This window comes from Gilliamella sp. LMG 34360 (assembly GCF_984568995.1).
In genome coordinates, this window is record NZ_OZ474900.1 from 26480 (window position 1) to 52936 (window position 26457).

Genomic DNA, 26457 nt, shown 5'->3' on the forward strand with positions numbered 1-26457 from the left:
TCAAATTATAAGCTTTAAAAAGCGATGTTTATATTTCATATTACTTGAAGAAGTATAAACTGCCTATATATATTCGTTATTCTTGGTAGTCATACCAATAAAATGAACTAATAAAATGAGAAGTATAAAATTATGCAACAAACAAAATTAAATGAACTATTAGAGTTCCCTTGTTCATTCACCTATAAAGTGATGGGAGAAGCAAAACCAGAGTTGGTTGACAAAGTTGTATCCGTAATTCAACGTCATGCACCTGGTGATTATACTCCATCTATCAAACCAAGTAGTAAAGGTAATTATCATTCTGTATCGATTACGATTAATGCAACACATATTGACCAAATTGAAAATCTTTATAAAGAATTAGGTGAAATTGATATTGTAAGAATGGTTTTATAATTGATTGCTTTTTTTAATATTATTTCGCAAAATAGAGTCTCATATTGCAATAATGAGGCTCTAATATGAAACCAGAAACCATTGCCATCCATACTGGCTATACACCCGAATTAACAACCCACGCTGTTGCTGTACCTATTTATCAAACCACTTCTTATTCTTTTGATGACACACAACATGGCGCAGATCTTTTTGATTTGAAAGTGCCTGGAAATATTTATACAAGAATTACAAATCCAACTAATGCAGTACTTGAAGCAAGAGTTGCGGCCCTTGAAGGCGGAGTTGGAGCCTTAGCTGTAGCATCAGGTATGGCTGCCATTACTTATGCAATTCAAGCAATTACTTTTACTGGTGAAAATATCGTTTCAGTTTCTAAGCTTTATGGTGGAACGTATAATTTATTTGCTCATACATTACCTAACTTTGGTATTACAACTAAGTTTGCTCCTCACGATGATCTTGTCGCTATTGAAAAACAGATAGATAACAAAACTAAAGCCATCTATTGTGAAAGTATAGGTAATCCCGCTGGCAATATTGTTGATATTGCGGCATTAGCGGATATTGCTCATCGTCATGGTATCGTTTTGATTGTCGATAATACTGTTGCGAGCCCTGCACTTTGCCGACCGTTTGAATTTGGAGCAGATATAGTCATTCATTCCCTCACTAAATATATTGGTGGACACGGCAATAGTTTAGGTGGAATGATTGTTGATTCAGGTAAATTTCCTTGGAAAGATCATGCGGATAAATATCCAATGTTAAATCAACCAGACCCATCTTATCATGGCGTTTCATATACTGAAACATTTGATACTGCTGCTTATATAGCTCGCTGTCGTGTTATCCCATTGCGTAATATGGGCGCAGCATTATCTCCATTTAATACTTTTTTACTATTACAAGGACTCGAAACATTATCTTTAAGAGTTGAATGTCACTGCCAAAATACCCTAAAAGTTGCCCAATATTTAGAAGCTCATCCCCAAGTTAGCTGGGTAAATTATGCTGGTTTATCAAATCATCCAGAACACCAATTAGCCATAAAACAGATGGATAATGGTTTACCAGCTGGTATTTTATCGTTTGGTATAAAAGGAGGTAAGCAAGCAGGAGCTAAATTTATTGACGCATTAAAACTGATAATTCGGTTAGTCAATATCGGCGATACTCGTTCACTAGCTTGCCATCCTGCCACCACAACACATAGACAACTTAATAATGAAGAGCTGCAAAAAGCAGGAGTCAGTCAAGAAATGATTCGCTTATCAATTGGTATTGAACATATTGATGATATTATTGCTGATCTAGAGCAAGCCCTTACAGCTGCTTCGAATTGACCTATTATGCTATAAAAAAAGTCAGATAGCTAAAAACTATCTGACTCTTTTACTAAAATCAATTAGCCTAAGATTTTAGCTAATTCTTTTGTAACATCAGCAACCGGCTGGGTTCCATCAATACGGAAATACTGTGTACGACCTTCTTTAGCTTCATGTTGATAATAACTAATCAAAGGTTTAGTTAAATCATGATATTCAACAAGACGCTTACGAACAATTTCTTCGCTATCATCTTTGCGAATAGTTAGCGATTCGCCAGTAACATCATCAATATTTTCAACTTTTGGTGGATTATGACGTATATGATAAACACGACCAGAAGCAGCATGGATTCGTCGTCCACTCATACGATCAATAATCACTTCATCAGGCACATCAAACTCAAGTACATAATCAACATTAATACCAGCAGCTTTCATTGCATCAGCTTGTGGCACTGTACGAGGAAAACCATCTAATAAAAAACCATTAGAGCAATCACTTTGTGCAATACGTTCTTTAACTAGTGCTATTACCAGCTCATCAGTAACAAGTTTTCCTGCATCCATAAGTGATTTTGCTTGTAAACCTAATGGACTACCTGCTTTTACTGCGGCACGTAACATATCCCCAGTTGAGATTTGTGGGATACCATACTTTTGCATAATAAATTGTGCTTGGGTTCCCTTTCCTGCCCCAGGTGCACCTAATAATATAATTCGCATTAAATAACCTCTTATAACTTTAATATAAATAGTTTTTTCTATTCTGGTAAATAATGAAATATCACTTTACTACTTGATATTAAACCATCTGTTTGACAAATATAATTGATCGAGCCGCAGCCTTTAATCATTTGCGCACTATGTTGGCAAATTGGACATATATATTGTTCAATGTAATGTTGTTGGCATTTAGAACAACTAAAATGTTGAGGAGAAACACTACTCATTTTTTCATTACAGTTCGGGCAAATGCCTTCTTGTCCATGATTAACTGCTATTTTTTTGGGCATAATTTATTTTCGACCTCGAACATGTTTCATCAACCGGCGACGTTTACGTTGCTGTGATGCTGTTAAGCTATTTTTTCGACCTTCAAATGGGTTAGCTCCTTCTTTGAATTGTATTCGAATTGGCGAACCCATAATTTTTAATGAACGTCTAAAATAGTTCATTAAATAACGCTTATAAGAGTCAGGTAAATCTTCAACTTGATTACCATGAATAACAACAATTGGTGGATTATAGCCACCAGCATGTGCATATTTTAATTTTACTCGACGACCACACACTAAAGGAGGTTGGTGATCATCTTGTGCCATTTGCATTATTTTTGTTAGTAGTGCCGTATTTACACGACGCGTTGCACAATCATAAGCTTCTTGAATGGAATCAAATAAATTACCAACTCCACTACCATGTAAAGCAGAAATAAAATGTACTCGAGCAAAATCAATAAAATCAAGCCGATCATCAAGAGTCGTCTTGACTTGTTCTTTGATGTCTTGTGATAAACCATCCCATTTATTAACAGCTATTACAAGTGAGCGACCACTATTTATAATAAAACCAAGTAATGATAAATCTTGATCTGACACTCCTTCTCTGGCATCAATAACTAAAATCACAACATTTGCATCTTCAATTGCTTGTAATGTTTTAATGACAGAAAATTTTTCAACGGTTTCGGTTACTTTACCTCTTTTACGAACACCTGCGGTATCAATTAAGACGTATTCACGTTCATCACGTGTCATTGGTATATAAATGCTATCTCGCGTTGTTCCCGGCATATCATATACAACAACACGCTCTTCACCTAATATACGATTAGTTAGTGTTGACTTACCAACATTTGGACGACCAACAATAGCAACCTTGATAGGTTGATTTATCAGTGATTGAGTATCATCATCAAGGACAAGATCATCATATGACTCGGGCAAATCGTTAGATGATTCATCGTTAACAAAATTATTTTGCTGTTCATCTTCGAATTGAAAAATAGGATCTAAAACAGTCTCAATTAATGAACTTACTCCTCGACCATGACTAGCAGCAATTGAATGAATCTCACCTAATCCTAGCCCATAAAAATCAGAAATAGCAATATCAACATCAATACCATCAATTTTATTAGCCACTAAAAATGTAGCTTTCTGCCGGGAACGCAAGTGTTTAGCGATAGCATGATCAGCAGGCATAGCACCTGCTCTAGCATCTACTAAGAAAAGAACAATATCTGCTTCTTCAATTGCTTGTAGGGATTGTTCTGCCATAAAGCTTTCAACCCCATCTTCAGTTCCATCAATACCGCCAGTATCAATGACGATATATTCATGTCCTTTAATTTCGGCTCGTCCATATTTGCGATCACGAGTTAATCCGGGAAAATCAGCAACTAATGCGTCTCTAGTTCGAGTTAACCGATTAAATAAAGTCGACTTTCCAACGTTTGGACGACCAACTAGTGCTATAACTGGTACCATGTATATTCTCTATTTACCTTAATTTTTTGTAAACGCATAAATATCACCATTTTTAGCTTGGACAATTATTTTATTGTCTACTATTAATGGTCGCGATATTAAACCACTACTACTTACTTGTGTTTTAGCAACGATTTCGCCGCTATCTTTATTTAGAAAATACAAATAACCTTCAAAGTCACCTACAATAATATAATCTTGGTAAACAACTGGATCGGTTAATTGACGATGTAAAAGGGCTGATTGAGTCCAATCCAGTGCGCCACCTTTTTTAGTGATAGCTTGAACATTATCATCCTGATCAACAACGAATATCTGTTGGGAATCGACAGCAAAACTGTGAGTTGAACCTAATTGCTTACGCCAAACAACTTGACCATTACTTAGATCCAATGCTGCAACATATCCATTATAACCAACAGAATAAACCAAATTTCCTTCAACAATAGGCGTAGAATCGACATCGTTCAATTTTGCTATTTCAGTTGAACCTGTCGGTTGAGAAATACGTTGTTGCCAAATGAGTTGTCCATCTTTGATATAGTAAGCATTTACTCGCCCATTATCGTCCCCCACAATTGCTGCACCATGAACGACAGTTGGTGTTGAATTGCCTCTTAACGACAAAGAAGGAGTATCAAGTGTTACATCCCATAGCTCTTCACCTGTATTACGGTTTAGTCCTTGTAATATGCCATTAGCAGTATGAATAATCAATTTATCCTGAGAAGATACAGGTCGAGCAAGTACTTCACCGTTTACTTTTTTTTCCCAAACAACTTTACCATTACTACGATCTAAGGCATAAACAACTGCCCGTTCACTTCCAATGTAAACATATTTGTCATCAACGCTTACTCCACCAGAAAACAAAGCTGTTTTGCTACTAAAAAATGTGCTTTGGGATAAATTTACATCCCATATAGTATTACCACTTAATAAATCAATCGCTTTAACCTGTCCACTGCGACTAGCAACATAAACAGTATTATCATAACTAGCTGGACCTAATAATGAGTAAATTTGCGTATTTCCCGATGTACTATTTCGCCATATTTGCTGAATAGGAAATTGGCTTTTCACTGTTGGTGAAGGTGAAATCTGTACAATCTCTTCTTCACCACCAAATAAGGAACATCCTGCAAGTGAGCAAATTAAAACACTGGTAAAAAAATATTTTGTTAACTTCATATTATATGACCCTTATAGCAGGATAAATTAATTTTTACTTTCTTCTGTTGCTGCTTTGTTCGCTTGTGACTCTTGTTCTGCCTTATCTTTTAATGCTTGTTCTTCCTGTTTAGCTTTTAAGTATTGTGCTTCATTTAATTTCATTTTTATATTTGTTTTTAACTCATTAGTTGAGGATGAAGTCAACGCAAGGTTATATGCATCAACAGCATCACTATAACGAGCCATTTTCACAAATATATCACCACGAATATCATTTACAATGGTCATCCAACTTTTTTCAGATACCTTACCTAATGAAGTTAAACTATCTTGATATTGCTCTTGTTGATATTGTAAACGAGCTATTCGAATGTATGCGATTGCTTTAATGGGTTCTGCATCCGTTTTCTTTAGAGAATCCGTTAGTAAAACTTGTGCGCCTGCATAATCTTTTAATACTTCAACATAAAATTTAGCTGCATTAAAACTAGCAAATACACTATAAATAGTGTCGTCCTTTTTAGCAAAGGCGACTAATTCATTGACAGAATCGGGGTTACTATTATCCAATTTCGCTATTAATTGTTCATATCGCTCTGATGACTCAATTGACTTATCTACTTTATAAGATTGCCAGTAACGCCATCCATAAAAAGCTAGTAAACCAATTATGATAACTGCAACCATTATTTTCCATGTTTTTGCAAAAAATTCTTTAATCTCCGAAAATTGTTCCTCAGGCGTTAATTGATGACTCACTTTTTTCTCCTATTATCCTTTATAGTATAGCCAAACAAGTTTGAATAATATTTGTTTGCGCTACTTCAACTTGTTCACCGTTTTGTAAATTTTTAATGGTTACTGTTTGGTTTGCTATTTCATTTTCACCAATAATAACCGCTATTTTAGCACCTAATTTATCAGCCTTGGCAAATTGTTTCTTAAAATTACTGGAACCATAATTGGTGACAATGCGTTTTTCAGGTAATCCATCTCGTAATTGTTCTGCTATGCATTGTGCTGCTGAGATTGTCTTTTCATCACCTGACGAAATCATATAAATATCAATTGAATTATCACAGTTCAATGACGGGTTGACTGCTTGAACTAATAAAACTAAACGCTCAACACCCATAGCAAAACCAACAGCTGGTGTAGGTTGTCCTCCTAGTTGGCTAACAAGACCATCATAACGACCACCACCACAAACGGTACCTTGCGCTCCTAAACTGCTTGTTACCCATTCAAAAACGGTGCGATTATAGTAATCTAATCCACGAACTAACCGTTGGTTAATATTGTATTTGATACCAGCATTATCTAATAAGCGACACAAACCATCAAAGTGCTCTTTAGATTCTTCATCCAAATAATCAAATAATTTTGGTGCTTTATCTAATAAATCTTGTATAACAGGATTTTTTGAGTCAAGAACTCTTAATGGATTAGTATACATTCTACGTAAACAGTCTTCATCCAATTTATCTTTGTGTTGTTCAAGGAAGCTTACTAAAGCATTACGATAATTTGCTCGAGCCTCAAGAGAACCAATTGAATTAAGTTCAAGAGAAGTATGCTGTTCAATACCCAGCGCTTTCCAAAAACGAGCTGTTAATAAAATAAGTTCTGCATCAATATTTGGTCCTTCAAGCCCAAAGACTTCAACACCAAATTGATGAAATTGACGATAACGCCCTTTTTGCGGTTTTTCGTAACGAAAAGCAGGTCCTAAATACCAAAGTCTTTGCTCTTGGTTATAAAAAAGACCATGTTCAATACCGGCACGAACACAACCTGCTGTAATTTCAGGACGCAGAGTAATGCTCTCATTATTACGATCATTGAATGTATACATCTCTTTCTCAACGATATCTGTAACTTCACCTACCGCTCTTTTAAAAAGTGCAGTATCTTCAACAATAGGTGTTCTAATTTCGTTATAACCATAGCTATTTAATACGCCTTTAACGATTTTTTCAATCTGTTGCCAACTTGCACTCTCTGTTGGAAGTAAATCGTTCATTCCACGTATTGATTGAATTTTTTTATCTGTCATTTTTTATTCACTTTCTTTTAAAATTATAATTCAGTTGTTGAAATTTTATTTTTCAATAATAATGCTTTAGCACGGATTTTAGCTTCTAATTCGTCAATCATTTGCTCATTATCAATACGACCTATTCGCACACCATCTTCATAAAAGCCACTTTTATTATGACCGCCGGCAACCCCCATAGTTGAAGCTAATGCTTCACCAGGGCCATTGACCACACAACCAATAATTGAGACATCCATAGGTGTAATAATATCTTCTAATCTTTGTTCCAATATATTTACCGTATTTATCACATCAAATTCTTGACGAGAGCATGTAGGACATGCAATAAAATTAATGCCTCGAGCCCGTATACGCAGTGATTTTAGAATATCAAATCCAACTTTCACTTCTTCTGTAGGGTCAGCAGCTAATGATACACGTAAGGTATCACCAATACCTTCTGATAATAATAATCCCAACCCTATAGCCGATTTAATAGCACCACTACGAACTCCACCAGCTTCAGTAATACCTAAATGCAATGGCTGCTTAATTTGCTTAGCCAACAATCGGTAAGCATCAACTGCTGTAAAAACATCAGAAGCTTTTACACTAACTTTAAACTGATCAAAATTAAGCCGGTCAAGTATATCAACATGACGCATAGCTGACTCTACAATTGCTTGCGGAGTTGGCTCCCCATATTTTTCTTGTATATCTTTTTCCAGTGAGCCTGAATTAACCCCAATGCGAATTGGAATATTTTTATCTTTAGCACAATCAACAACCGCACGTATTCTTGATTCGTTACCTATATTACCAGGATTTATCCTTAAACAGTCTACTCCATACTCAGCAACTTTCAGAGCAATACGATAATCAAAATGAATGTCAGCAATAAGTGGAACTTTTGCTTGCTGTTTAATAAATTTAAAAGCTTCTGCTGCATCCATTGTGGGAATAGAGACACGAACAATATCGACGCCAACACGTTCAAGAGCTTGAATTTGGGCTACGGTTTTTTCAACATCTGTTGTACGAGTATTTGTCATCGATTGAACAGCAATTGGAGCCCCACCACCAATAGGAACATTGCCGACGTAAATTTGGGTAGATTCTCGTCTAATAATAGGTGAATCTTGATGACTCATAACATGCCTAATTATATTACAAAATAACTAGCCAGCAATCTTAACAAGATTTAAAGCAAAAGTCTGTATGAGAATAAGAAAATTTGCTAACTATTAACATGTTTAGATAGTGATGGAGAAATATAGTGACTTACTTCCACAAGATTACTTTTATTTTCTTTATTAACATAATATAGGGTAACACCTAATGTGCATAAAAAAACTAAAAAAATCATAAAAAATATTTTTTTTCCATGTCTTTTTTTATATTTTTGTGAATAATTTTTCATTTCATAGGATTGGTAGTGGTGGGATAACTCATCAAGATAAGGTTGATATTCATCAGCGGGTAAACCTACAAGTTCAGCATAAGAACGGATATACCCTTTAACAAAAACAAAAGAAGTCCGAATCAATTGTTCTTTTTCAATGTCATCAATTATCGTTTTACGGACATGAATCTTATTGGCAATATCATCTTGAGTGAATCCCATTTGCTCTCTTAAATAGGCAAGCTTTCCTCCCAATGAAATGTTATCCATTATCCCCTCATGTATATAATAATCCAGAAAGATATCTCATTTTTACATATTTTGATAATTAATCAATTTTTTTCGCACTAAACCACTGAGTTGGTTTTGCTATTTCATCTTGTGCTGCAACCAATTGTAATTCATATTCATTTTGTTTTAAAGTTTCGAGCATAACAGCATACACCGCAGCAGTAGTATGTTCTAAAGCTTCTACCAATGATTTTCCAAGTAAAATATTAGCTAAAAATAATCCACTGGTCATATCACCAACACCAACCGGTTGTTTTACACCAAAATCAACTAACGGTCTACTTATGTGCCATGCTTCATTTTGAGTCACAAGTAACATTTCAAAACGATCATTATGATATCCTGCGCGGCTTAGATGTTTAACCAAAATAGCTTTTGGTCCTTTTTCACATATGGCTCTGCAAGCTAATACAGCCTCATCAACATTATTGATATGTTGTTTACCGTTAAGTTCTTCAAGCTCAAGTATATTGGGTGCCATTATATCTGCCATAGGTAATGCAGTATTACATAAAAATGCAGATACACCTGGTGCAACAAAGCAGCCTTTTTCAGGATGCCCCATCACTGGGTCACAAAGATAAATAGCATCTGGATTAACAGCTTTTACTTTTTTAACAATCTCAATAATGGCATCACCTTGTTCTGGTGATCCCATATAACCGCTTAGTACCGCATCGCAACGTCTTAATTCATCAATGGCATTAATTCCATCAACAATCTCAATCAGATGAGATGCAGGCATTACCGTTCCAGTCCACTTATGATATTGAGTATGATTAGAAAATTGTACTGTATTTAGAGGCCAAACATCTACGCCTATTCGACGCATAGGAAACACTGCTGCACTATTTCCTGCATGACCAAATACCACATGTGACTGAATCGATAAAATACTTTTCATGGAATTATCTCCAAATTAATAAGCAATAATATTTTTTACCACGACGAAGCAAGGTATAACGATTAAAAAGTTTATCATTATCTGAAAAACGATAATCAGTTGTTGTATTACGTTCACCATTAATTGAAATAGCATTCGATTCAATCATAGTTCTAGCTTGTCCTCGTGATGGCGCAAATTGAGCATTGACAATTGCTTGTTGTAAATCGACATCACTTTCAACATCAAGCGTTGGCATGCCATCTTGCGCAAGCTGTTCTAGATCGGCTTGCGATAAATCACTTAATCGCCCTGAAAATAGACTTTCAGTAATTCGTTTAGCTGCATTTAGTCCTTCTTCACCATGTACGAGACGAGTAACCTCCTCGGCAAGAACATATTGAGCACGGGGTGCAACACCACTATTTTTATCTTCTTCCTCTAATGCATCAATTTCATTTAATGGCATAAATGTAAAGAATTTCAAGAACCGATAAACATCAGCATCAGCAGTATTAATCCAGAATTGATAAAATTTATACGGACTTGTCTTTTTAGGATCAAGCCATACTGCACCACTTTCGGTTTTACCAAATTTAGTTCCATCTGATTTTGTGATCAACGGTACGGTCAAACCATAAACTTGTTTTTGATGTAAACGACGGGTTAAATCTATACCGCCTGTAATATTACCCCACTGGTCAGATCCACCAATTTGTAAAACAACATTATGAGATTTATTTAAGCACGCAAAATCATAGGACTGTAATAGACTATAAGAAAATTCTGTAAACGAGATCCCTACTTCATCGCGATCAATACGTTGCTTGACAGATTCTTTGTTAATCATGGCATTAACCGAGAAGTATTTACCAATATCCCGTAAAAATGTTAGGACGTTCATACTACCAAACCAATCGTAGTTATTGGCAACAATAGCCGATTGTTCACCACAATCAAAATCTAAGAATGGTGAAACTTGTTGTTTTATTTTTTCACTCCATTCAACAACTGTTTCTTGAGTATTAAGTTTGCGTTCAACGGCTTTAAAACTAGGATCACCAATTAATCCTGTCGCGCCACCAACTAAAGCAACAGGTTTATGGCCTGCTAATTGAAAGCGCTTTAAACAAAGTAACGGCACCAAATGCCCTAAATGTAGGCTATCGGCTGTTGGATCAAAACCACAATAAAGCGCAATAGAATTTTGTTCAATTAGTTCTATTAGTGCTTTTTCATCAGTAAGCTGAGCAATAAGTCCTCGCTCTTGCAGTTGTTTGATCACATTTTTTGTCATAATATTCTACCTATTAAATTTTTTTACGATTTATATTTTATCTTAAATAATAATCTATTGTGTCTTGTTATGATAACGTTTATACGCTTGTTTGAAATGATCTTCCACTATTTCATTAGGTTTTTTATCAAAAAGGCTAAAAATAATAATGCCAATAGAAGCAAATAAAAATCCAGGAATAAGCGAATAAAGATTAAACCAATTAAAATTAATCCAAAGTAATACAGTTACTGCACCAATTATCATACCGGCTAATGCTCCGTTACGTGTCATACGTGCCCAAAAAACAGAAAATACAATAATAGGACCAAATGCCGCACCAAAACCAGCCCATGCGTGGCTAACCAAATCAAGTACACTGTTATTTGGATTAATCGCTAATAATATTGCTACAATTGATACAATTAGTACCATTACACGCCCAACCCAAACAAGTTCTTTTTGTTTTGCTTTTGGTCTTAAAAATGCGCGATAAAAATCTTCTGTTAATGCACTTGAACAAACTAACAATTGGCAACTTAGAGTACTCATAACCGCAGCTAAAATAGCAGCCAATAAAACACCTGCAATCCAAGGATTGAAGAGTAATTTTGACAATTCAATAAAAATACGTTCATGTTTACCATCATTGATTAGATAGGCTAAACCAGGATTATGAGCAAAAAAAGCAATACCAAAAAAGCCAACAGTAATTGCGCCTCCTAAGCATAAAATCATCCATGTCATACTAATTCGACGAGCATTTTTCATTACATCATGCGAGTCTGCAGCCATAAATCTTGCTAAAATATGAGGTTGACCAAAATATCCAAGCCCCCATCCCAATAGTGAAATAATGGCAACAAAATCCATATGAGCAAATAAATTAACATAATCAGGATTAAGTGATTCAATATAATTCATTGCATCAGTAAATCCACCAGCGTTCACCATAACCATAATTGGGGTTAAAATAAGTGCAAACATCATCAAACTAGCTTGAATAGTGTCAGTCCAACTTACTGCTAGAAATCCACCGATAAATGTATAAGCTATCGTTGCTCCAGCCCCAGCTAACATTGCCCATCCATAACTCATACCAAATGTACTTTCAAATAACTTAGCTCCTGCAACTACACCTGAAGCGCAATAAATAGTAAAGAAAATAAGAATAATAATGGCTGAAATAATACGGAGTAATGAGCTTTTATCATCAAATCGGCGAGCAAAGTAATCGGGTAATGTTAATGAGTTATGGTTAATTTCAGTAAAAACACGCAGTCTTCCAGCAATCAGTAACCAATTTAGATATGCACCAATTATTAAACCAATTGCAATCCAGCTTTGCGAAATACCAAACAAAAAAACAGCGCCAGGAAGCCCCATTAACAACCAACCACTCATGTCAGAAGCTCCAGCAGAAAGTGCTGTCACAACGCTACCGATACGACGTCCACCTAATATATAATCACCAAAGTTTTGTGTTGCGCGAAACGCAAAAAAACCAATTGCAATCATTCCTAAAATGTACACAGTAAAGGTGACAATCATTGGTAACGACATTTTTATAATATACCCTGTAAAATGAAATTTAAAATAGTTGGCTAGCTTACCATAAAAAACTTATGCTAAAAAGCAGGCGATTTATAGATATCTATGAACAAAAAAACTAAAGATAACCTGATGCTAACATTAAGAATATTTAATTTATATTTTAATAGCGACCTATCTTCATAGGTATAAGCTATTTAAAAACTAAATTTAACCTACAGATAAACCCTAAATTAGGGTATATAATAAATGGCAAATCACTTTTTCATATAATCATTTTGTGAAACAATTAACTCGAATTCAGATTTTAGAAAGACTAAAAGAACATATTAAAGATCCTACAACTGAGCTTGTATACAAAACGCCTTTTGAATTACTCATTGCGGTTGTACTTTCAGCTCAAGCTACTGATATTAGCGTCAATAAAGCAACGAAACCATTGTTTGCTGTTGCCAATACTGCTGAACAAATTTTAGCCCTTGGCGTTGATAAATTAAAAGATTATATTCGCACAATCGGCCTTTATAATAGCAAAGCCGAAAACATTATAAAAACATGTAAAATATTAGTGGATAAGTATCAAGGACAAGTACCAGAAAATTTTGATTCACTTATTGCTTTGCCTGGTGTTGGTCGAAAAACAGCAAATGTGGTACTAAATACTGCTTTTGGTTGGCCAACAATTGCGGTTGATACCCATATCTTTCGCGTCAGTAATAGAACAGGTTTTGCTCCAGGTAAAACAGTCGAAGCTGTTGAAGAAAAATTACTAAAGGTTGTTCCAGAAAAATATAAAATTAATTGCCACCACTGGTTAATTTTACACGGTCGTTATACTTGTATTGCCAGAAAACCCAGATGTGGTTCATGCGTAATCGAAGATCTATGCGAATTTAAAGATAAAATTTACCCTGAGTGAAAAAATAATGCTAAATAAATTCAAATTAACCCACGATGATATCAACTTATTTAAAAATAGCCTTGGAGATACCAAAAAGATAAAACAAGACACAGTGCTCCACAAACCACAAAAGCGCTCACAAAAAGTCATAGAGACCCAAAAACAACAACATGAAAAAGTTAATACTGAGTTTTATTTTTCAGATGATTATCAACCATTATTACAAGAAGATCCCATTCGTTATAGTAGAGAAAATGCAGATCTTAACGAAGTCAAAAAATTACGACGCGGTTTTTATGAACCTGAATTTTTTTTAGATTTACATGGATTGACACAACGAGAAGCAAAAAAAGAGATAGCCGCGCTTATTGCTGCGTGTTTGCGAGAAAAAACACCATGTGCATGCATTATGTATGGACATGGAAAAAACATATTAAAAAAACAAACACCAATGTGGCTTGCTCAGCATCCACAAATTATTTGCTTTCATCAAGCACCGAAAGAATTTGGGGGCAATGCAGCATTACTCATTTTATTTGATATCAATGATCAATCAGCTAATAATTAATGATAACTAATTGAAACATATAAATGTAAATGTGATAGTCTCGCCAAATTTGTATAACTAATACAGGATTTGTAATAATTTGTAGCAGTATAAGTATATTACCAATGAGTAACGAAAATTGTATAGAGATTTAGCATCGATACCAAATGGAAGTTTTTACTATCATTTATTACTACCATTAATCACTTTCATATAATATATGAGTAACATAAAAATGATTAAAAAATAAGTTACTACTTGAATATAAACACTTATTGTCAATATGATTGAGGTTAAATTTTTACGTCTCAATACTCTAAATAGCATGAAAATAAAAAAGCCAGCCTAGGTAAACCAAGCTGGCAAACATTGGAAGCAATGTGAGCAATGTCATACTTCTTAGAAGTCTTTCGACGTTCTAACAAAGTACGAATTGATGATAATGATTCTCATTATTAAAAGCAAGCGTTTTTTTTGACTTTTTTAAAATAAATTTTTCATGAATTGTTTTACGAATTAGATCAATATCTAACCAAATAAAAAAACAAAAGAAACAAGTAGAGGCGGTAGCCTCTACTTGTAATAGATAATTTAATAAAGTAGTTAAGTTCAGTAGAATATAGAATAGAGACTTATTTATTTTTGATAGATGAACTCAACACCCTCTTCATCACTTTCGTCCCAATCATCAAAATCATCATCGTCAAAAGCTTCATCCATTGCTTGTTGGTGATAATCATCCCACATAAATTCTACTTTTTCAGGTGATGATTCTTCTTGTTCAGCTTCACGCGGATGAGCATTCATGTATTCCATCAAATCCCAACACAAAGCTTTTACACCCTCATGATTAACAGCTGAAATTAAATAATATTTGTCTTGCCAATCAAGTGCTTTGGCAATTTCTGCTGCACGCTTAGCGCTCTCTTCGGCACCCAACACATCCATTTTATTAAATACTAACCAACGTGGTTTATTAGCTAATTTTTCACTATACTGATGTAATTCTTGAATAATTACTTTTGCATTTTCAATAGGATCAGTTCCATCAATAGGCGCTATATCAACTAAATGAACTAATACACGACAACGTTCAAGATGTTTTAAAAAACGGATACCAAGACCTGCTCCATCTGATGCACCTTCAATTAAACCAGGAATGTCAGCAACAACAAAGCTTTGTTCATTATCCATTCTTACTACACCCAAACTTGGAACTAAAGTTGTAAATGGATAATCAGCAACTTTTGGTTTAGCAGCAGAAACAGAACGAATAAAGGTTGATTTACCTGCATTCGGTAGACCTAACATACCCACATCTGCAAGTAACAATAATTCTAAAAGCACATCACGCTTTTCACCTGGAGTACCATCGGTTTTTTGTCTTGGGGCACGGTTTACCGATGATTTAAAACGAGCATTACCCAAACCATGGAATCCGCCCTTGGCAACTAATACTTTTTGCTGGTGATGTGTTAAATCACCGATAATTTCGCCTGTGTATTTGTCGGTAATACGTGTTCCAACGGGTACTTTAACGGTAATATCTTTACCACGTTTACCTGTACAATCTGAACCTTGACCATTTTGTCCACGTTCTGCGCGATAATTTTTTTCAAATTGAAAATCAACTAATGTGTTTAAATTTTCATCAGCAATAAAAAATACATCACCACCATCGCCACCGTCTCCACCATCAGGTCCGCCTTTAGGTATATATTTTTCTCGACGAAAACCTACACAACCATTCCCACCATCGCCGGCTTCTACTCGGATTGAAGCTTCATCAACAAATTTCATTACTCTTCCCCTTTTTTCCGGTTAATTAGCCAACCTTTTCTTGGATGCCAAATATGGTGTCCAATAGTCGCAAACATAGCGCCTGCAACAACAGATACTGCACCAATATAACCTAAAATATTTAAATATTGCATAGCAAATTTTTCTGGCCAAATTAACGCAAACAAATCGGAAAATATTAGTGCAAATAAAGGCGTTAAAGTTGTTATAGCACTAACTTGTGCTGCTTGCCAGCGTTCCATAGCCATCACTAATGCACCATAAGCAATAATGGTATTTAAACCACAAAATATGATGGCAAACAATTGGGTACCATCCGCATTAGCTATCATGCTAGGTGATGCAAAAGGCCATAAAAATACAGCACAAATAAGGTAAATTAACCAAAGTAGCTGTTCCGCACGTAATTTTTGCAATAAAACTTTTTGAGCCAGCGCATAACATGCCCATGAAACCGAAGCAAGTAAAGCAAGCCATACACCAATGCCATATGTAGACATATTAGCAAAAAGATCAACAATATTTTTATTAAAAAATAGTCCTAATCCAATCAACAATATTGTTATACCAATGATTTGCGTTGACCTTAACCTTTCTTTAAAAATAAAAGCACTTGAAATCATAAATATTACAATACCCATTTGCCCAACAACTTGAGCTGTTGTGGCACTAAGATACTGTACTGCAGTAGCAAATAATGCAAAATTGCCTAATAATCCAAATCCTGCAACCATCAACAAAATAAAACGACGACGTTTTTTAAAAATTGCTAAATTTGGAAATTGTTTTTTATATGCAAGCCAAATGGTAATACCAATTGCGGAAATAGAAAGTCGCGACCATGCTAAAGTTAGCGGGTCAATAACCACTAACGCATATTTCATTGCAATCGGCACTACGCCCCACATCACCGCAGTTAACATGGCTAATGCAAAACCTAATTTTACATTTTGCTGCTTTATCATATTGCAATTAATTTATGTGAATTTCAAGAAATGAAAAAAGCCCCACAATAACTGTGAGGCTTCTATAACGTCCAAACCGTTTTTAATTAACTGTTAGCAATTACACTAACATAACGACGGTTTTTAGGTCCTTTAACTTCAAATTTTACTTGTCCATCAATTAAGGCAAATAGAGTATGATCACGACCACAACCTACGTTAGTGCCTGGGTGGAATTGAGTTCCACGTTGACGAACTAGAATATTACCTGCAAGAACTTCTTGAGAACCATAACGTTTAACACCTAAACGTTTACTCTGGGAATCACGACCATTACGTGATGAACCACCCGCCTTCTTATGTGCCATTGTTCGATACTCCTATTAAGCGATTGCAGTGATCTTCACATCAGTAAACCACTGACGGTGACCTTGTTGTTTACGATAGTGTTTACGACGACGGAATTTAACAATCTTCACTTTGTCACCACGACCGTGCTCAACAATTTCTGCTTTAATTGTTGCACCTTCAACAAACGGAGCACCAACTTTGATGTCTTCACCATTTGCTACCATTAAAACTTTATCGAAAACAACTTCTGCACCTGTTTCGACTTCAATTTTTTCCAAGCGAACGACTTGTCCTTCGCTAACTCGGTGTTGCTTGCCACCACTTTGGAAAACTGCGTACATACTTAACTCCGCAATAAAAAACAGACGATTACTTGATTGAACATATATGTCTGTATGATTAATCTTATAGGGCGTGAATTTTACGCAAAATTTATGCTTGTTGCAAGCGCTGTTTACTAAAAGATCGCAAAAAGTTACAAAAAAGATCAGAGATATACTGCTTTCACGCTACAATAGTTATAAATTATTATTTATTTAAAATATTTGTAATCCTATAGAGTTTCAATATGTCGGGAAGAAAAGTTCGCTACAATGCCTCTATTACTAGCCGTTTAACACTACTTATGTTCATTTTAGGAGGTATTGCATTAGTAGCATTATCATTATCAATTAGAATCGCCAATGATACCAAAGGCAGTGCTTATATGATTAATCAGTTAGGGTTACTCAGAATGAAAAGTTATCAACTTTTGACAATTATTCCACTATCCCAAAATGATTATAATCATCTTAATATTTTTAAAGAGTTATCATCTTCCAAACAATGTTTGCAATTATTTGAACATTACGGCTTAACCAATGAATTTAATCAATTGCAAAATGAGTGGATAAGCAATATAGCACCAAAAATACAACAAGCAAAAAAAAGTGATGAAGTAAAAAATGATATAGATAATTATGTTGATCTCACTAGTAACTTAGTACACAAAATTGATCAGAAAACAGAAAAACAGATCCATTATATTTTTCAGTTACAACTACTATTTATTGTCATTATCATACTTTCTTTGATTATCCAAATCTCCTATTTACGTCGCTATATTTTAGTTCCATGGCAAAAACTGATTGATATGGCAGAAGCGATCTCAAAGCATAACTTCAATAAACGTTTTAACATTCGGAAAAAAAAGAATGAATTTGATTTACTTGGGTTAGCTTTTAATAAAATGTCAGAACAAATAGAATCACAATATTTATTACTTGAACAACGCGTTGCCGAAAAAACATCTGAATTACAAAAGACCAATCAAATTATTTCTTTTCAATATTATGCAACTAAGCAACTACATACTTCAGAACCATTATGTGAGCGTTTTCTTAAAATATTACGAGAATTAGAAGAATTGGTGCCACTCTCGCAATTTCAAATTCGTTTTTATGAATCAGATAATCCAGAACATTATCAACAGATTGGTTATGATAACCAACAAAAATTACCCTATTGTCTTAATCCCAAATGTAATGCCTGTTTAACTCCCTCAAAAATTGATCAAAAAAATGGGGAGCAACGCCTTTGGTATCTTCAAGAAAATGGCGAAAAATATGGAATTTTATTTGCTATTCAACCCGCTAATGTCACACTCAGCATTGAACAAGAGAATCTAATTACTGGATTAATTGAACAAATGACCACAGCAATTATGCTTGATAGGCAAATTGAACACCAAAAACAATATTTATTAATGAAAGAGCGTTCGGCAATGGCGCGTGAATTACATGATTCGATAGCCCAATCACTATCTTGTTTAAAAATTTATCTCAGTTGCTTACAGATGCAGTCTGATTTGAATTCACCAACCAGCGTTGATTTACTCACTACTATGCGCAAAGAAGTCAATGTTACTTACTCGCAACTAAGAGAGTTAATCACTTCTTTTCGTTTACGCCTAAACCAAACAGGATTTTATGCAAGCTTAGTTGAATTAGTAGAAGAGTTTAATATCAAATTAAAATTCAATATTCAGCTTAAATATCAATTACCTTTAAATATTATCAATAGTAAATATGCCTTTCATTTATTGCAATTTATTCGTGAGGCACTAAATAACGTGTATAAACATGCAAAAGCCTCCAGTGTAATAATAAAATTAGAAATGGATAATAATCAAATTATTACATTGAATATAAAAGACAATGGAATAGGTTTTCAAAGTAAAATTAAACAAGATCACCATTATGGACTTATTATCATGCGAGATAGAATTGAGATATTAAATGGTAATCTAGTCATTGATAGTAAACCCAATAAAGGAACACAAATTGTGGTAACATTTAAAGCGATGGAATCTACTCCACTAAAAATAATAGAAGAGTAACCAATGGAACAAATTAAAAGTTCAATATTACTTATTGACGATCATCCTATGTTAAGAAATGGCGTAAAGCAATTAATTCATACTGTCAATCATTTTGAAATAGTGGGTGAAACAGGTTCAGGAATAGAAGGAATTAAACTAGCTGAAGAGCTCGATCCAGATATTATTTTACTTGATATTAATATACACGATGTCAATGGGTTAGATATTCTTCGAGCTTTACGTGAAAAAAATATCTCTAGTCGTATTATTATGTTTACCGTATCGAATGCAAAAGAAGATATTATTACGGCGCTTAAAATGGGGGCTGATGGTTATCTGTTAAAAGATATGGAACCAGAAGACTTTATCAAAGCATTGCAAGATATCTCAATTGGTAAGGTAATAATGGATGATGCAATTTCGCATATTATTCTCAATTATATGCGTCACGGTGATGAACCGACAACAAAACCGATCCATGATGTCAATCTTCTCACTCCTAGAGAACATGAAATATTTGATCTATTAGTGCAAGGGCTATCCAATAAATTAATAGCTAAAGATTTAGATATTGTTGAAAGTACGGTAAAAGTTCATATCAAAAGCATATTTAAAAAACTTAACTTCAAATCTCGAATGGAAATGACCGTGTGGTATTTACAAAGTAAAGAATAGATCTAGCAATGAAAGACAAATAGTTTTTATCTATTTTATAAAGAATAACAACTATTGAAAATGAATTCTTTAAAGTTTATAAAAACAAGATATGCTATAAATAACAGACAAGTATCTGACTAAAAATTGACATTTACTTGCCTGTTAATATTAATGATTAGAAAACCAATTTAATTTTTCACGCAGTGCAACCACTGGGCCAATAAGAACTAAGCTCGGACTATGCGCTTGCAAAGCCAGATTTGCTAAATTGTCCAACAAACCGGTAATGACTCTTTGCTTAGTACTTGTTCCCTCCTCGATAATAGCAATGGGTGTTTGAGCATTCATACCATGTTTAATCAATTGATTACTGATATTTTCCGCTTGAGAAAGCCCCATATAAAAAACTAACGTTTGTTTTTCTGCTGCTAAGCTTTGCCAATCCAAATGATTACCATTTTTTAAATGTCCTGTAACCAAACGTACACTATGAGCATAATCACGATGTGTTAATGGTATACCACTGTATGCAGAACAACCAGAAGCAGCTGTTATACCGGGCACTACTGAGAAAGGGATATTAGCGTTAAATAATGTTTCTAGTTCCTCTCCACCACGACCAAAAATAAAAGGATCGCCTCCTTTTAAGCGTACTACACGTAATCCTTTTTGAGCCTGTTCTAACAAGATTTGGTTAATTTTTTCTTGTGAAACACAATGATATCCTACTCGTTTACCAACAAAAATACGCTGAGCATCGCGACGAACAAGATTCATAATTTCATCTGATACTAATCGATCATAAACAATAATATCAGCTTGTTGAATTTGTTGTAGTCCTTTTAATGTGAGTAAACCCGCATCGCCTGGTCCAGCACCAACTAAAACAACTTCTCCGCGATCATCAAGTGACATATCAAATAACTCATTAGTCAATAATTCAACGCGTTCTGAATCATTATTTGCAATAGCTTGTGCTAATCTATCATGATTAAAGAGCTTTTCCCAAAATCGACGACGTTCTGTCAATGTTTTATAACTTAGTTTAACTTTATTACGTAAATAACCGGCATATCTCGCTAATTTACCTAAATGTTGCGGTAAAATAGCCTCTAATTTTTCACGTAATAATCGTGCTAAAACGGGAGCATGCCCCGCGGAGGAAACCGCTACCATAATTGGTGAACGGTCGATAATTGAAGGCATAATAAAACTAGCATCTTTTGGAGAATCAACTACATTACAAAAAATACGTCGCTTTTCAGCTTCAATACTTACTAGTTGGTTAGTTTTATCACTATCAGTCGCAGCAATAACAAGCCATTTATCATCTAGTAATTCCGCTTTAAATTCATCTTGGACTAACGTTAATTGTTTTTGATCTTGCCAAACCAAAAATTGTTGGCTAAAAGTGACGGCATTAACAGTGATACTAGCCCCAGCTTCAAGCAACAAACGAGCCTTACGTTCAGCAATTTCACCCCCCCCAACTAATAAACAATGGCGATTTTGTAGTTTACAAAATAGAGGAAAATAATCCATAACACTTTCATTCCTGCACTTTAACTATGTAATTGGCGCTAAGGGCGTTCTGATTTAGGCGTTGCATACCAATATCCTAACCCCATAAAAATAGCCCCAGAAACAATATTACCTAATGAAACCCATAATAAATTATGACCTATGCCAGCTAATGTATAATTATCACTATGGTTACCAAACCAAGACAAAGAAAAAAGTGTCATATTGGCAACCGAATGTTCATAACCACAGGCAATAAAAGCCAGTAAACACCACCAGATAGCAATAAATTTCGCTGAACCTTCAACACGATTAGCCATCCAAATAGCTAAACATACTAACCAGTTACATAATATACCACGAAAAAATAACGCACTAGCGGACGCTGATGTTTTAGCTAACGCAGCGCTATGCACTAAACTAGTATCAGTTGATAGTAACGGAGTTGCAGCATAAAAGTAAATTATTGCAACAAAAATCGAACCTAGCAAATTTCCTAACCAAGTTTGTGGTAATACAAACCACATTTGTTTATGAGTAATACTTTTACATTTCACACCAAAGGTTAAAAACATGGTATGTCCCGTAAATAACTCGGAACCGGCAATCACGACTAATGTTAAAGCAATCCCAAACGTTGCCCCCATTAATAATGGTCTTAAAGCAGGATCAATTAAATTACCAAGCGTAAAAATAAGAATAATACCAAGCCCAACATATGCACCAGCCATAGCTGAACTTAACCAAAATCCTAATGGATTAGATTTTGCAAATTGAACAATGCGTGCCGCATTAGTGGCACATTTATTGATAGTATCGGTATACATAACAAAGTTATCCTTTCAAATTTTTAATCCGCTTTTACTTGTACAGAGCCATCATCATTCACTTTTACTTCATAATGAGGGACAGAATTATTCTCATCATCGTAACAATAACCATCTTTTAAACGAAAACGCTGTTTTTTAAGTGGGCTAGCGACCCATAATTCATCATTATGCTGACCAATAATGCCACGAGACAACACACTAGCATCAGCAAAAGGATCAATGTTACTTATCGCGTAAAGTTCGTTGGAGTGGTAAGGACGAAAGATCGCTACATGTGCTTTCCCAACTAACGCACAAACACCTGTCTCTGGCATAATATCCTCTATTTTACAAACAGTTATCCAATCACTCATATTATTGCTCCTCTGATATTGCATAGCGTTCATGTAAACTTGCTGGGCGATGTTGATTACGCTCAGAAATAAACTGGACATTTTCATCGCGTTTATTACTATTGATGAAGTGAGCAAATCGATGTTGATTTTCAGGATGTTCAATTGTCTGCTTCCATTCACATACAAATAAACTTCGTAAGCGAGTCATTTCTGTTTCTAGTTCATCATTAATACCAAGTTTGTTATCAATAATCACACTGCGTAAGTAATCAATACCCCCTTCCATATTTTCAAGCCAAACAGACGTACGTTGTAATTTATCTGCGGTACGAATATAGAACATAATAAAACGATCGAGATATTGAATTAAGGTATCTTTATCTAAATCAGCTGCCAATAAATCAGCATGACGAGGCTTCATTCCGCCATTACCACAGACATATAAATTCCACCCTTTTTCGGTAGCAATTACCCCAATATCTTTACCTTGTGCCTCAGCACATTCGCGAGTGCAACCTGATACACCTAATTTAAATTTATGAGGTGCACGAATACCTTTATAACGGTTTTCTAACTCAACGCCAAAACCAACACTATCACCTACACCAAAACGACACCATGTGCTACCTACACAGGTTTTAGCCATTCGTAATGCTTTAGCATAAGCATGGCCACTTTCAAACCCTGCATCAATTAATTCTTTCCAAATAGCTGGTAAATCATCTTTTTGTGCACCAAAAAGACCAATACGCTGTGAACCAGTAATTTTAGAGTAAAGGTGATATTTTTGAGCTATTTTTCCTATGGCGATCAATCCTTCAGGGGTAATTTCACCACCAGCACTACGTGGAATAACCGAATAAGTACCATTTTTTTGAATATTGCCGAGGAAGATATCATTACTATCTTGCAGAGGGATTAGATCTTGTCGCAAAATATAATCATTCCAACATGAAGCTAATAACGAAGCAATTGTTGGTTTGCATATTTCACAACCATAACCAATACCATGTTTATCTATCACTTGCTTAAATGTTTTCAATCCTTCAACCCGAATCAGATGATATAATTCTTGGCGAGAATATTTAAAATGCTGGCAAAGGGCGTGACTGACTTCTATACCTTGTTTTGCTAGTTCTGTATTTAAAATTTGTGTAACCAGCGGTATACACCCCCCACAGCCTGTACCGGCTTTGGTTTGAGCTTTAATGGCAGCTACAGTATGGCAACCTGCATGAATGGCATTGATGATTTTTTCTTTAGTGACATCAAAACAGGAGCAGATTTGTGCAGAATCTGGCAATGCCTCCACACCCATTGTTGGCTTAGAACCGGCATGTTCAGGCAAAATCAATGTATCAGGGTGTTCTGGTAGATCCATATTATTGAGCATTAACTGTAATAAATTGCTGTAATCTTTAGTATCTCCTACTAATACCGCACCCAATAATTTTTTATTATCATTAGAAACAACTAATTTTTTGTAAACAGGTATATTTTCATCTAAATATATATAACTACGGCTACCGACCGTTTTGGCTTTGGCATCGCCAATACTACCTACATCAACGCCCATCAGTTTCAGCTTAGCACTCATATCAGCACCATCAAATGGAATATTGCCGCCAAGTAAATGCACAACAGCAATTTGCGCCATTTTATACCCTGGAGCGACTAAGCCAAAGACTTTACCTTGCCAACATGCACATTCGCCAATAGCATATATATCGGGATCAGACGTTTGACAATAATCATTGATGACAATGCCCCCTCGAGCACCAATGTCTAACTGACAATCACGCGCTAACTGATCATTAGCTCGAATGCCAGTGGAAAAAACAATAAAGTCGATTTCTAGTGATGTACCATCAACAAATTGCATTACTTTACCTTGTGGTGTATGCAAAATTTCTTGAGTGTTTTTGCTGGTATGGACACTAACGCCCATTTCTTCAATTTTATGGCGCAATTGTTCGCCACCTATCATGTCAAGCTGCTCAGCCATTAAAACGTTTGCAAACTCAACCACATGGGTTTGTATGCCTAAATTTTTAAGTGCTCCTGCAGCTTCAAGTCCGAGTAAACCACCTCCGACTACGGCACCCGTTTTACAATGGCTTGCACATTGTGCAATAGCGTCTAAATCTTCAATCGTGCGATAGACAAAACAATCAGCACCATCAGCACCTTTAATTGGGGGAACCCAAGCATAAGAACCTGTCGCTATAATTAACTTGTCGTATTCAACAATTCGCCCAGTCTGTGAATGCACCTGTTTAAGTTGACGATTGATCAATATCACACGTTCATTTAGTAAAATATTGATGTGATGTTCTTCATAAAATCCTTCTTGAACAAGCGATAATCCTTCAGCAGTAAAGTCTGAGAAGTAAGAGGAGAGATGAACCCGATCATAAGCGACCCGAGGTTCTTGACAAAAAATAGTAATATTGAACTGATCAGACTGCATTTTGTCGATAATTTCTTCGACAAAACGATGCCCAACCATCCCATTACCAATGATAACGAGATTGGTTTTACTCATACAAAAGCTCCAATTTATTCTAATTTAAATAATCAATTTTGAGACTATTCCCATTGTATGAAACTTTATACAGAATATAACTACTCTCAAGGGTTACTACTAAAGTAGTAATCTTAAACAATATTATTTAATATCATTATGTTATGGTAATTGAACATATAAGTAAAATTAAAAATGTTATAACCATCTTAAAAATGCGCTTATTAATTAATCGTTAACAGATATAAAAAACCAGTGAAAATGATTGCCAATTAATATTAAATTAGTATAATTAGCCGACTAATTAAATTGAGTAATGATAATTGAATTATAAGTCAAGAAAGCTTCCATCTCGTGAGACATTAGCACGAGCACAAAGATTTAATGATGATATCATTGACGTATCTGGTGTTGACCTAGTTTTAAGTTTGATAACAACAGCTGATTTGATCCGTTCAAATATTTATGCACAACTGACTAAAGATTATGATGTTTCTGAAGGTAAGTTTGCTTTGTTAATGTCATTATATTCAGAAGGTGAAACCAGTGCTGGCGATCTCGCACTCCGTATAGGAGTAACTCCGGCAACCGTATCAGTTATGGTTAAGCGGATGTTAACCGTATCAAATCCATTAATATCCATGACAAAAAACGATGAAGATGGTCGTTCACGTTTGATAACTTTGACAGAAGCAGGAATAACACTTATTCAAAATGCATTACCCGATCACCTTAAATCGATTCGTGCTTTTGCGCAGGTACTAAACCCGCAAGAACAAGAATCTTTAATACTTATGTTGCGTAAATTATTACGAAATAGCTGACTTCAATGAAAATTGAAGTCATTCTTTTTAAT

The 26457-nt window shown here is 35.0% G+C and carries 26 protein-coding genes; 7 read left to right on the forward strand and 19 right to left on the reverse strand.

Going from position 1 to position 26457, the window contains the following annotated elements; genetic code table 11:
* Positions 1-132: 132 nt before the first annotated feature.
* Together ybeD and AC5LW9_RS00095 are read left to right on the forward strand one after the other, a co-directional pair.
* Positions 133-399, forward strand: coding sequence for a DUF493 family protein YbeD (gene ybeD / locus AC5LW9_RS00090; protein WP_025314454.1), 267 nt, complete (start codon positions 133-135; stop codon positions 397-399).
* A gap of 65 nt (positions 400-464) precedes the next feature.
* Complete coding sequence (locus AC5LW9_RS00095; RefSeq protein WP_493456098.1) at positions 465-1745, forward strand: bifunctional O-acetylhomoserine aminocarboxypropyltransferase/cysteine synthase; 1281 nt, start codon at positions 465-467, stop codon at positions 1743-1745.
* 62 nt (positions 1746-1807) lie between these two features.
* Here the strand turns inward: AC5LW9_RS00095 and adk are convergent, their stop codons facing one another.
* The 11 genes from adk to putP all read right to left on the reverse strand — a co-directional run bounded on the left by adk (position 1808) and on the right by putP (position 12850).
* Positions 1808-2452 carry an adenylate kinase gene (gene adk, locus AC5LW9_RS00100; protein WP_039128367.1) on the reverse strand — a complete coding sequence of 215 codons (645 nt, stop codon included), beginning with the start codon at positions 2450-2452 and terminating at the stop codon, positions 1808-1810.
* 38 nt (positions 2453-2490) lie between these two features.
* A complete protein-coding gene (locus AC5LW9_RS00105) occupies positions 2491-2742 on the reverse strand; it encodes a YfgJ family double zinc ribbon protein (protein WP_065603304.1) in 252 nt (83 codons plus the stop codon).
* A 3-nt stretch (positions 2743-2745) separates the two neighbouring features.
* Complete coding sequence (gene der / locus AC5LW9_RS00110; protein ID WP_065603302.1) at positions 2746-4218, reverse strand: ribosome biogenesis GTPase Der; 1473 nt, start codon at positions 4216-4218, stop codon at positions 2746-2748.
* Between the two features lie 18 nt (positions 4219-4236).
* Positions 4237-5409: an outer membrane protein assembly factor BamB gene (gene bamB, locus AC5LW9_RS00115; RefSeq protein WP_493456099.1), complete on the reverse strand. Its 1173-nt coding sequence runs from the start codon at positions 5407-5409 to the stop codon at positions 4237-4239.
* A gap of 27 nt (positions 5410-5436) precedes the next feature.
* The gene (locus tag AC5LW9_RS00120) at positions 5437-6150 is read right to left on the reverse strand and encodes a YfgM family protein (RefSeq protein ID WP_198227575.1); all 714 of its coding nucleotides are present in this window, start codon (positions 6148-6150) and stop codon (positions 5437-5439) included.
* Between the two features lie 19 nt (positions 6151-6169).
* Positions 6170-7447 (reverse strand): histidine--tRNA ligase, encoded by a 1278-nt coding sequence (hisS, locus tag AC5LW9_RS00125; RefSeq protein WP_334322843.1) that lies wholly within the window; start codon positions 7445-7447, stop codon positions 6170-6172.
* A 23-nt stretch (positions 7448-7470) separates the two neighbouring features.
* Positions 7471-8580, reverse strand: coding sequence for a flavodoxin-dependent (E)-4-hydroxy-3-methylbut-2-enyl-diphosphate synthase (ispG, locus tag AC5LW9_RS00130; RefSeq protein ID WP_065738298.1), 1110 nt, complete (start codon positions 8578-8580; stop codon positions 7471-7473).
* A gap of 86 nt (positions 8581-8666) precedes the next feature.
* Entirely contained in the window at positions 8667-9101 is a 435-nt protein-coding gene (locus tag AC5LW9_RS00135) for a helix-turn-helix domain-containing protein (protein ID WP_334320577.1), read from the reverse strand.
* Positions 9102-9159: 58 nt separating this feature from the next.
* Positions 9160-10026 (reverse strand): pyridoxal kinase PdxY, encoded by an 867-nt coding sequence (gene pdxY / locus AC5LW9_RS00140; RefSeq protein WP_493456100.1) that lies wholly within the window; start codon positions 10024-10026, stop codon positions 9160-9162.
* Positions 10027-10030: 4 nt separating this feature from the next.
* Positions 10031-11302 (reverse strand): tyrosine--tRNA ligase, encoded by a 1272-nt coding sequence (gene tyrS / locus AC5LW9_RS00145; protein ID WP_216354583.1) that lies wholly within the window; start codon positions 11300-11302, stop codon positions 10031-10033.
* 54 nt (positions 11303-11356) lie between these two features.
* Positions 11357-12850, reverse strand: coding sequence for a sodium/proline symporter PutP (gene putP / locus AC5LW9_RS00150; RefSeq protein ID WP_493456632.1), 1494 nt, complete (start codon positions 12848-12850; stop codon positions 11357-11359).
* 262 nt (positions 12851-13112) lie between these two features.
* Here putP and nth point away from each other — a divergent pair, with 262 nt between their 5' ends.
* A complete protein-coding gene (gene nth, locus AC5LW9_RS00155; protein WP_065738293.1) occupies positions 13113-13751 on the forward strand; it encodes an endonuclease III in 639 nt (212 codons plus the stop codon).
* A gap of 7 nt (positions 13752-13758) precedes the next feature.
* On the forward strand, positions 13759-14301 hold the full coding sequence (gene smrB, locus AC5LW9_RS00160) for an endonuclease SmrB (RefSeq protein WP_493456101.1): 543 nt from the start codon (positions 13759-13761) through the stop codon (positions 14299-14301).
* Positions 14302-14916: 615 nt separating this feature from the next.
* Here smrB and cgtA read toward each other — a convergent pair.
* The 4 genes from cgtA to rplU form a co-directional block, all read right to left on the reverse strand.
* Complete coding sequence (cgtA, locus tag AC5LW9_RS00165) at positions 14917-16080, reverse strand: Obg family GTPase CgtA (RefSeq protein ID WP_086325933.1); 1164 nt, start codon at positions 16078-16080, stop codon at positions 14917-14919.
* Positions 16080-17045, reverse strand: a complete 966-nt coding sequence (locus tag AC5LW9_RS00170; protein ID WP_065738290.1) for a DMT family transporter — start codon at positions 17043-17045, stop codon at positions 16080-16082. The genes cgtA and AC5LW9_RS00170 overlap by 1 nt, the downstream gene beginning before the upstream one ends.
* Before the next feature lie 86 nt (positions 17046-17131).
* Positions 17132-17392 (reverse strand): 50S ribosomal protein L27, encoded by a 261-nt coding sequence (gene rpmA, locus AC5LW9_RS00175; RefSeq protein ID WP_025314437.1) that lies wholly within the window; start codon positions 17390-17392, stop codon positions 17132-17134.
* A gap of 15 nt (positions 17393-17407) precedes the next feature.
* Positions 17408-17716, reverse strand: coding sequence for a 50S ribosomal protein L21 (rplU, locus tag AC5LW9_RS00180; RefSeq protein ID WP_025314436.1), 309 nt, complete (start codon positions 17714-17716; stop codon positions 17408-17410).
* A 227-nt stretch (positions 17717-17943) separates the two neighbouring features.
* Here rplU and narX point away from each other — a divergent pair, with 227 nt between their 5' ends.
* Positions 17944-19752, forward strand: a complete 1809-nt coding sequence (gene narX / locus AC5LW9_RS00185; RefSeq protein WP_493456102.1) for a nitrate/nitrite two-component system sensor histidine kinase NarX — start codon at positions 17944-17946, stop codon at positions 19750-19752.
* A 3-nt stretch (positions 19753-19755) separates the two neighbouring features.
* Positions 19756-20409, forward strand: coding sequence for a two-component system response regulator NarL (gene narL, locus AC5LW9_RS00190; protein WP_144092009.1), 654 nt, complete (start codon positions 19756-19758; stop codon positions 20407-20409).
* A gap of 150 nt (positions 20410-20559) precedes the next feature.
* On the opposite strand, the gene cysG is transcribed toward narL, so the two are convergent.
* From cysG to nirB, 4 genes are read right to left on the reverse strand one after another with little or no spacing between them, the layout of a single operon-like run.
* Positions 20560-21933, reverse strand: coding sequence for a siroheme synthase CysG (gene cysG, locus AC5LW9_RS00195; protein ID WP_144092010.1), 1374 nt, complete (start codon positions 21931-21933; stop codon positions 20560-20562).
* Between the two features lie 38 nt (positions 21934-21971).
* Positions 21972-22739, reverse strand: a complete 768-nt coding sequence (nirC, locus tag AC5LW9_RS00200; RefSeq protein ID WP_086325929.1) for a nitrite transporter NirC — start codon at positions 22737-22739, stop codon at positions 21972-21974.
* Between the two features lie 23 nt (positions 22740-22762).
* Positions 22763-23095 carry a nitrite reductase small subunit NirD gene (gene nirD / locus AC5LW9_RS00205; RefSeq protein WP_493456103.1) on the reverse strand — a complete coding sequence of 111 codons (333 nt, stop codon included), beginning with the start codon at positions 23093-23095 and terminating at the stop codon, positions 22763-22765.
* A gap of 1 nt (position 23096) precedes the next feature.
* A complete protein-coding gene (gene nirB / locus AC5LW9_RS00210) occupies positions 23097-25622 on the reverse strand; it encodes a nitrite reductase large subunit NirB (RefSeq protein WP_334321798.1) in 2526 nt (841 codons plus the stop codon).
* Positions 25623-25924: 302 nt separating this feature from the next.
* Between nirB and AC5LW9_RS00215 the strand changes: the two genes are divergently transcribed.
* Entirely contained in the window at positions 25925-26425 is a 501-nt protein-coding gene (locus AC5LW9_RS00215; RefSeq protein WP_039128907.1) for a MarR family winged helix-turn-helix transcriptional regulator, read from the forward strand.
* Positions 26426-26457: the final 32 nt, after the last annotated feature.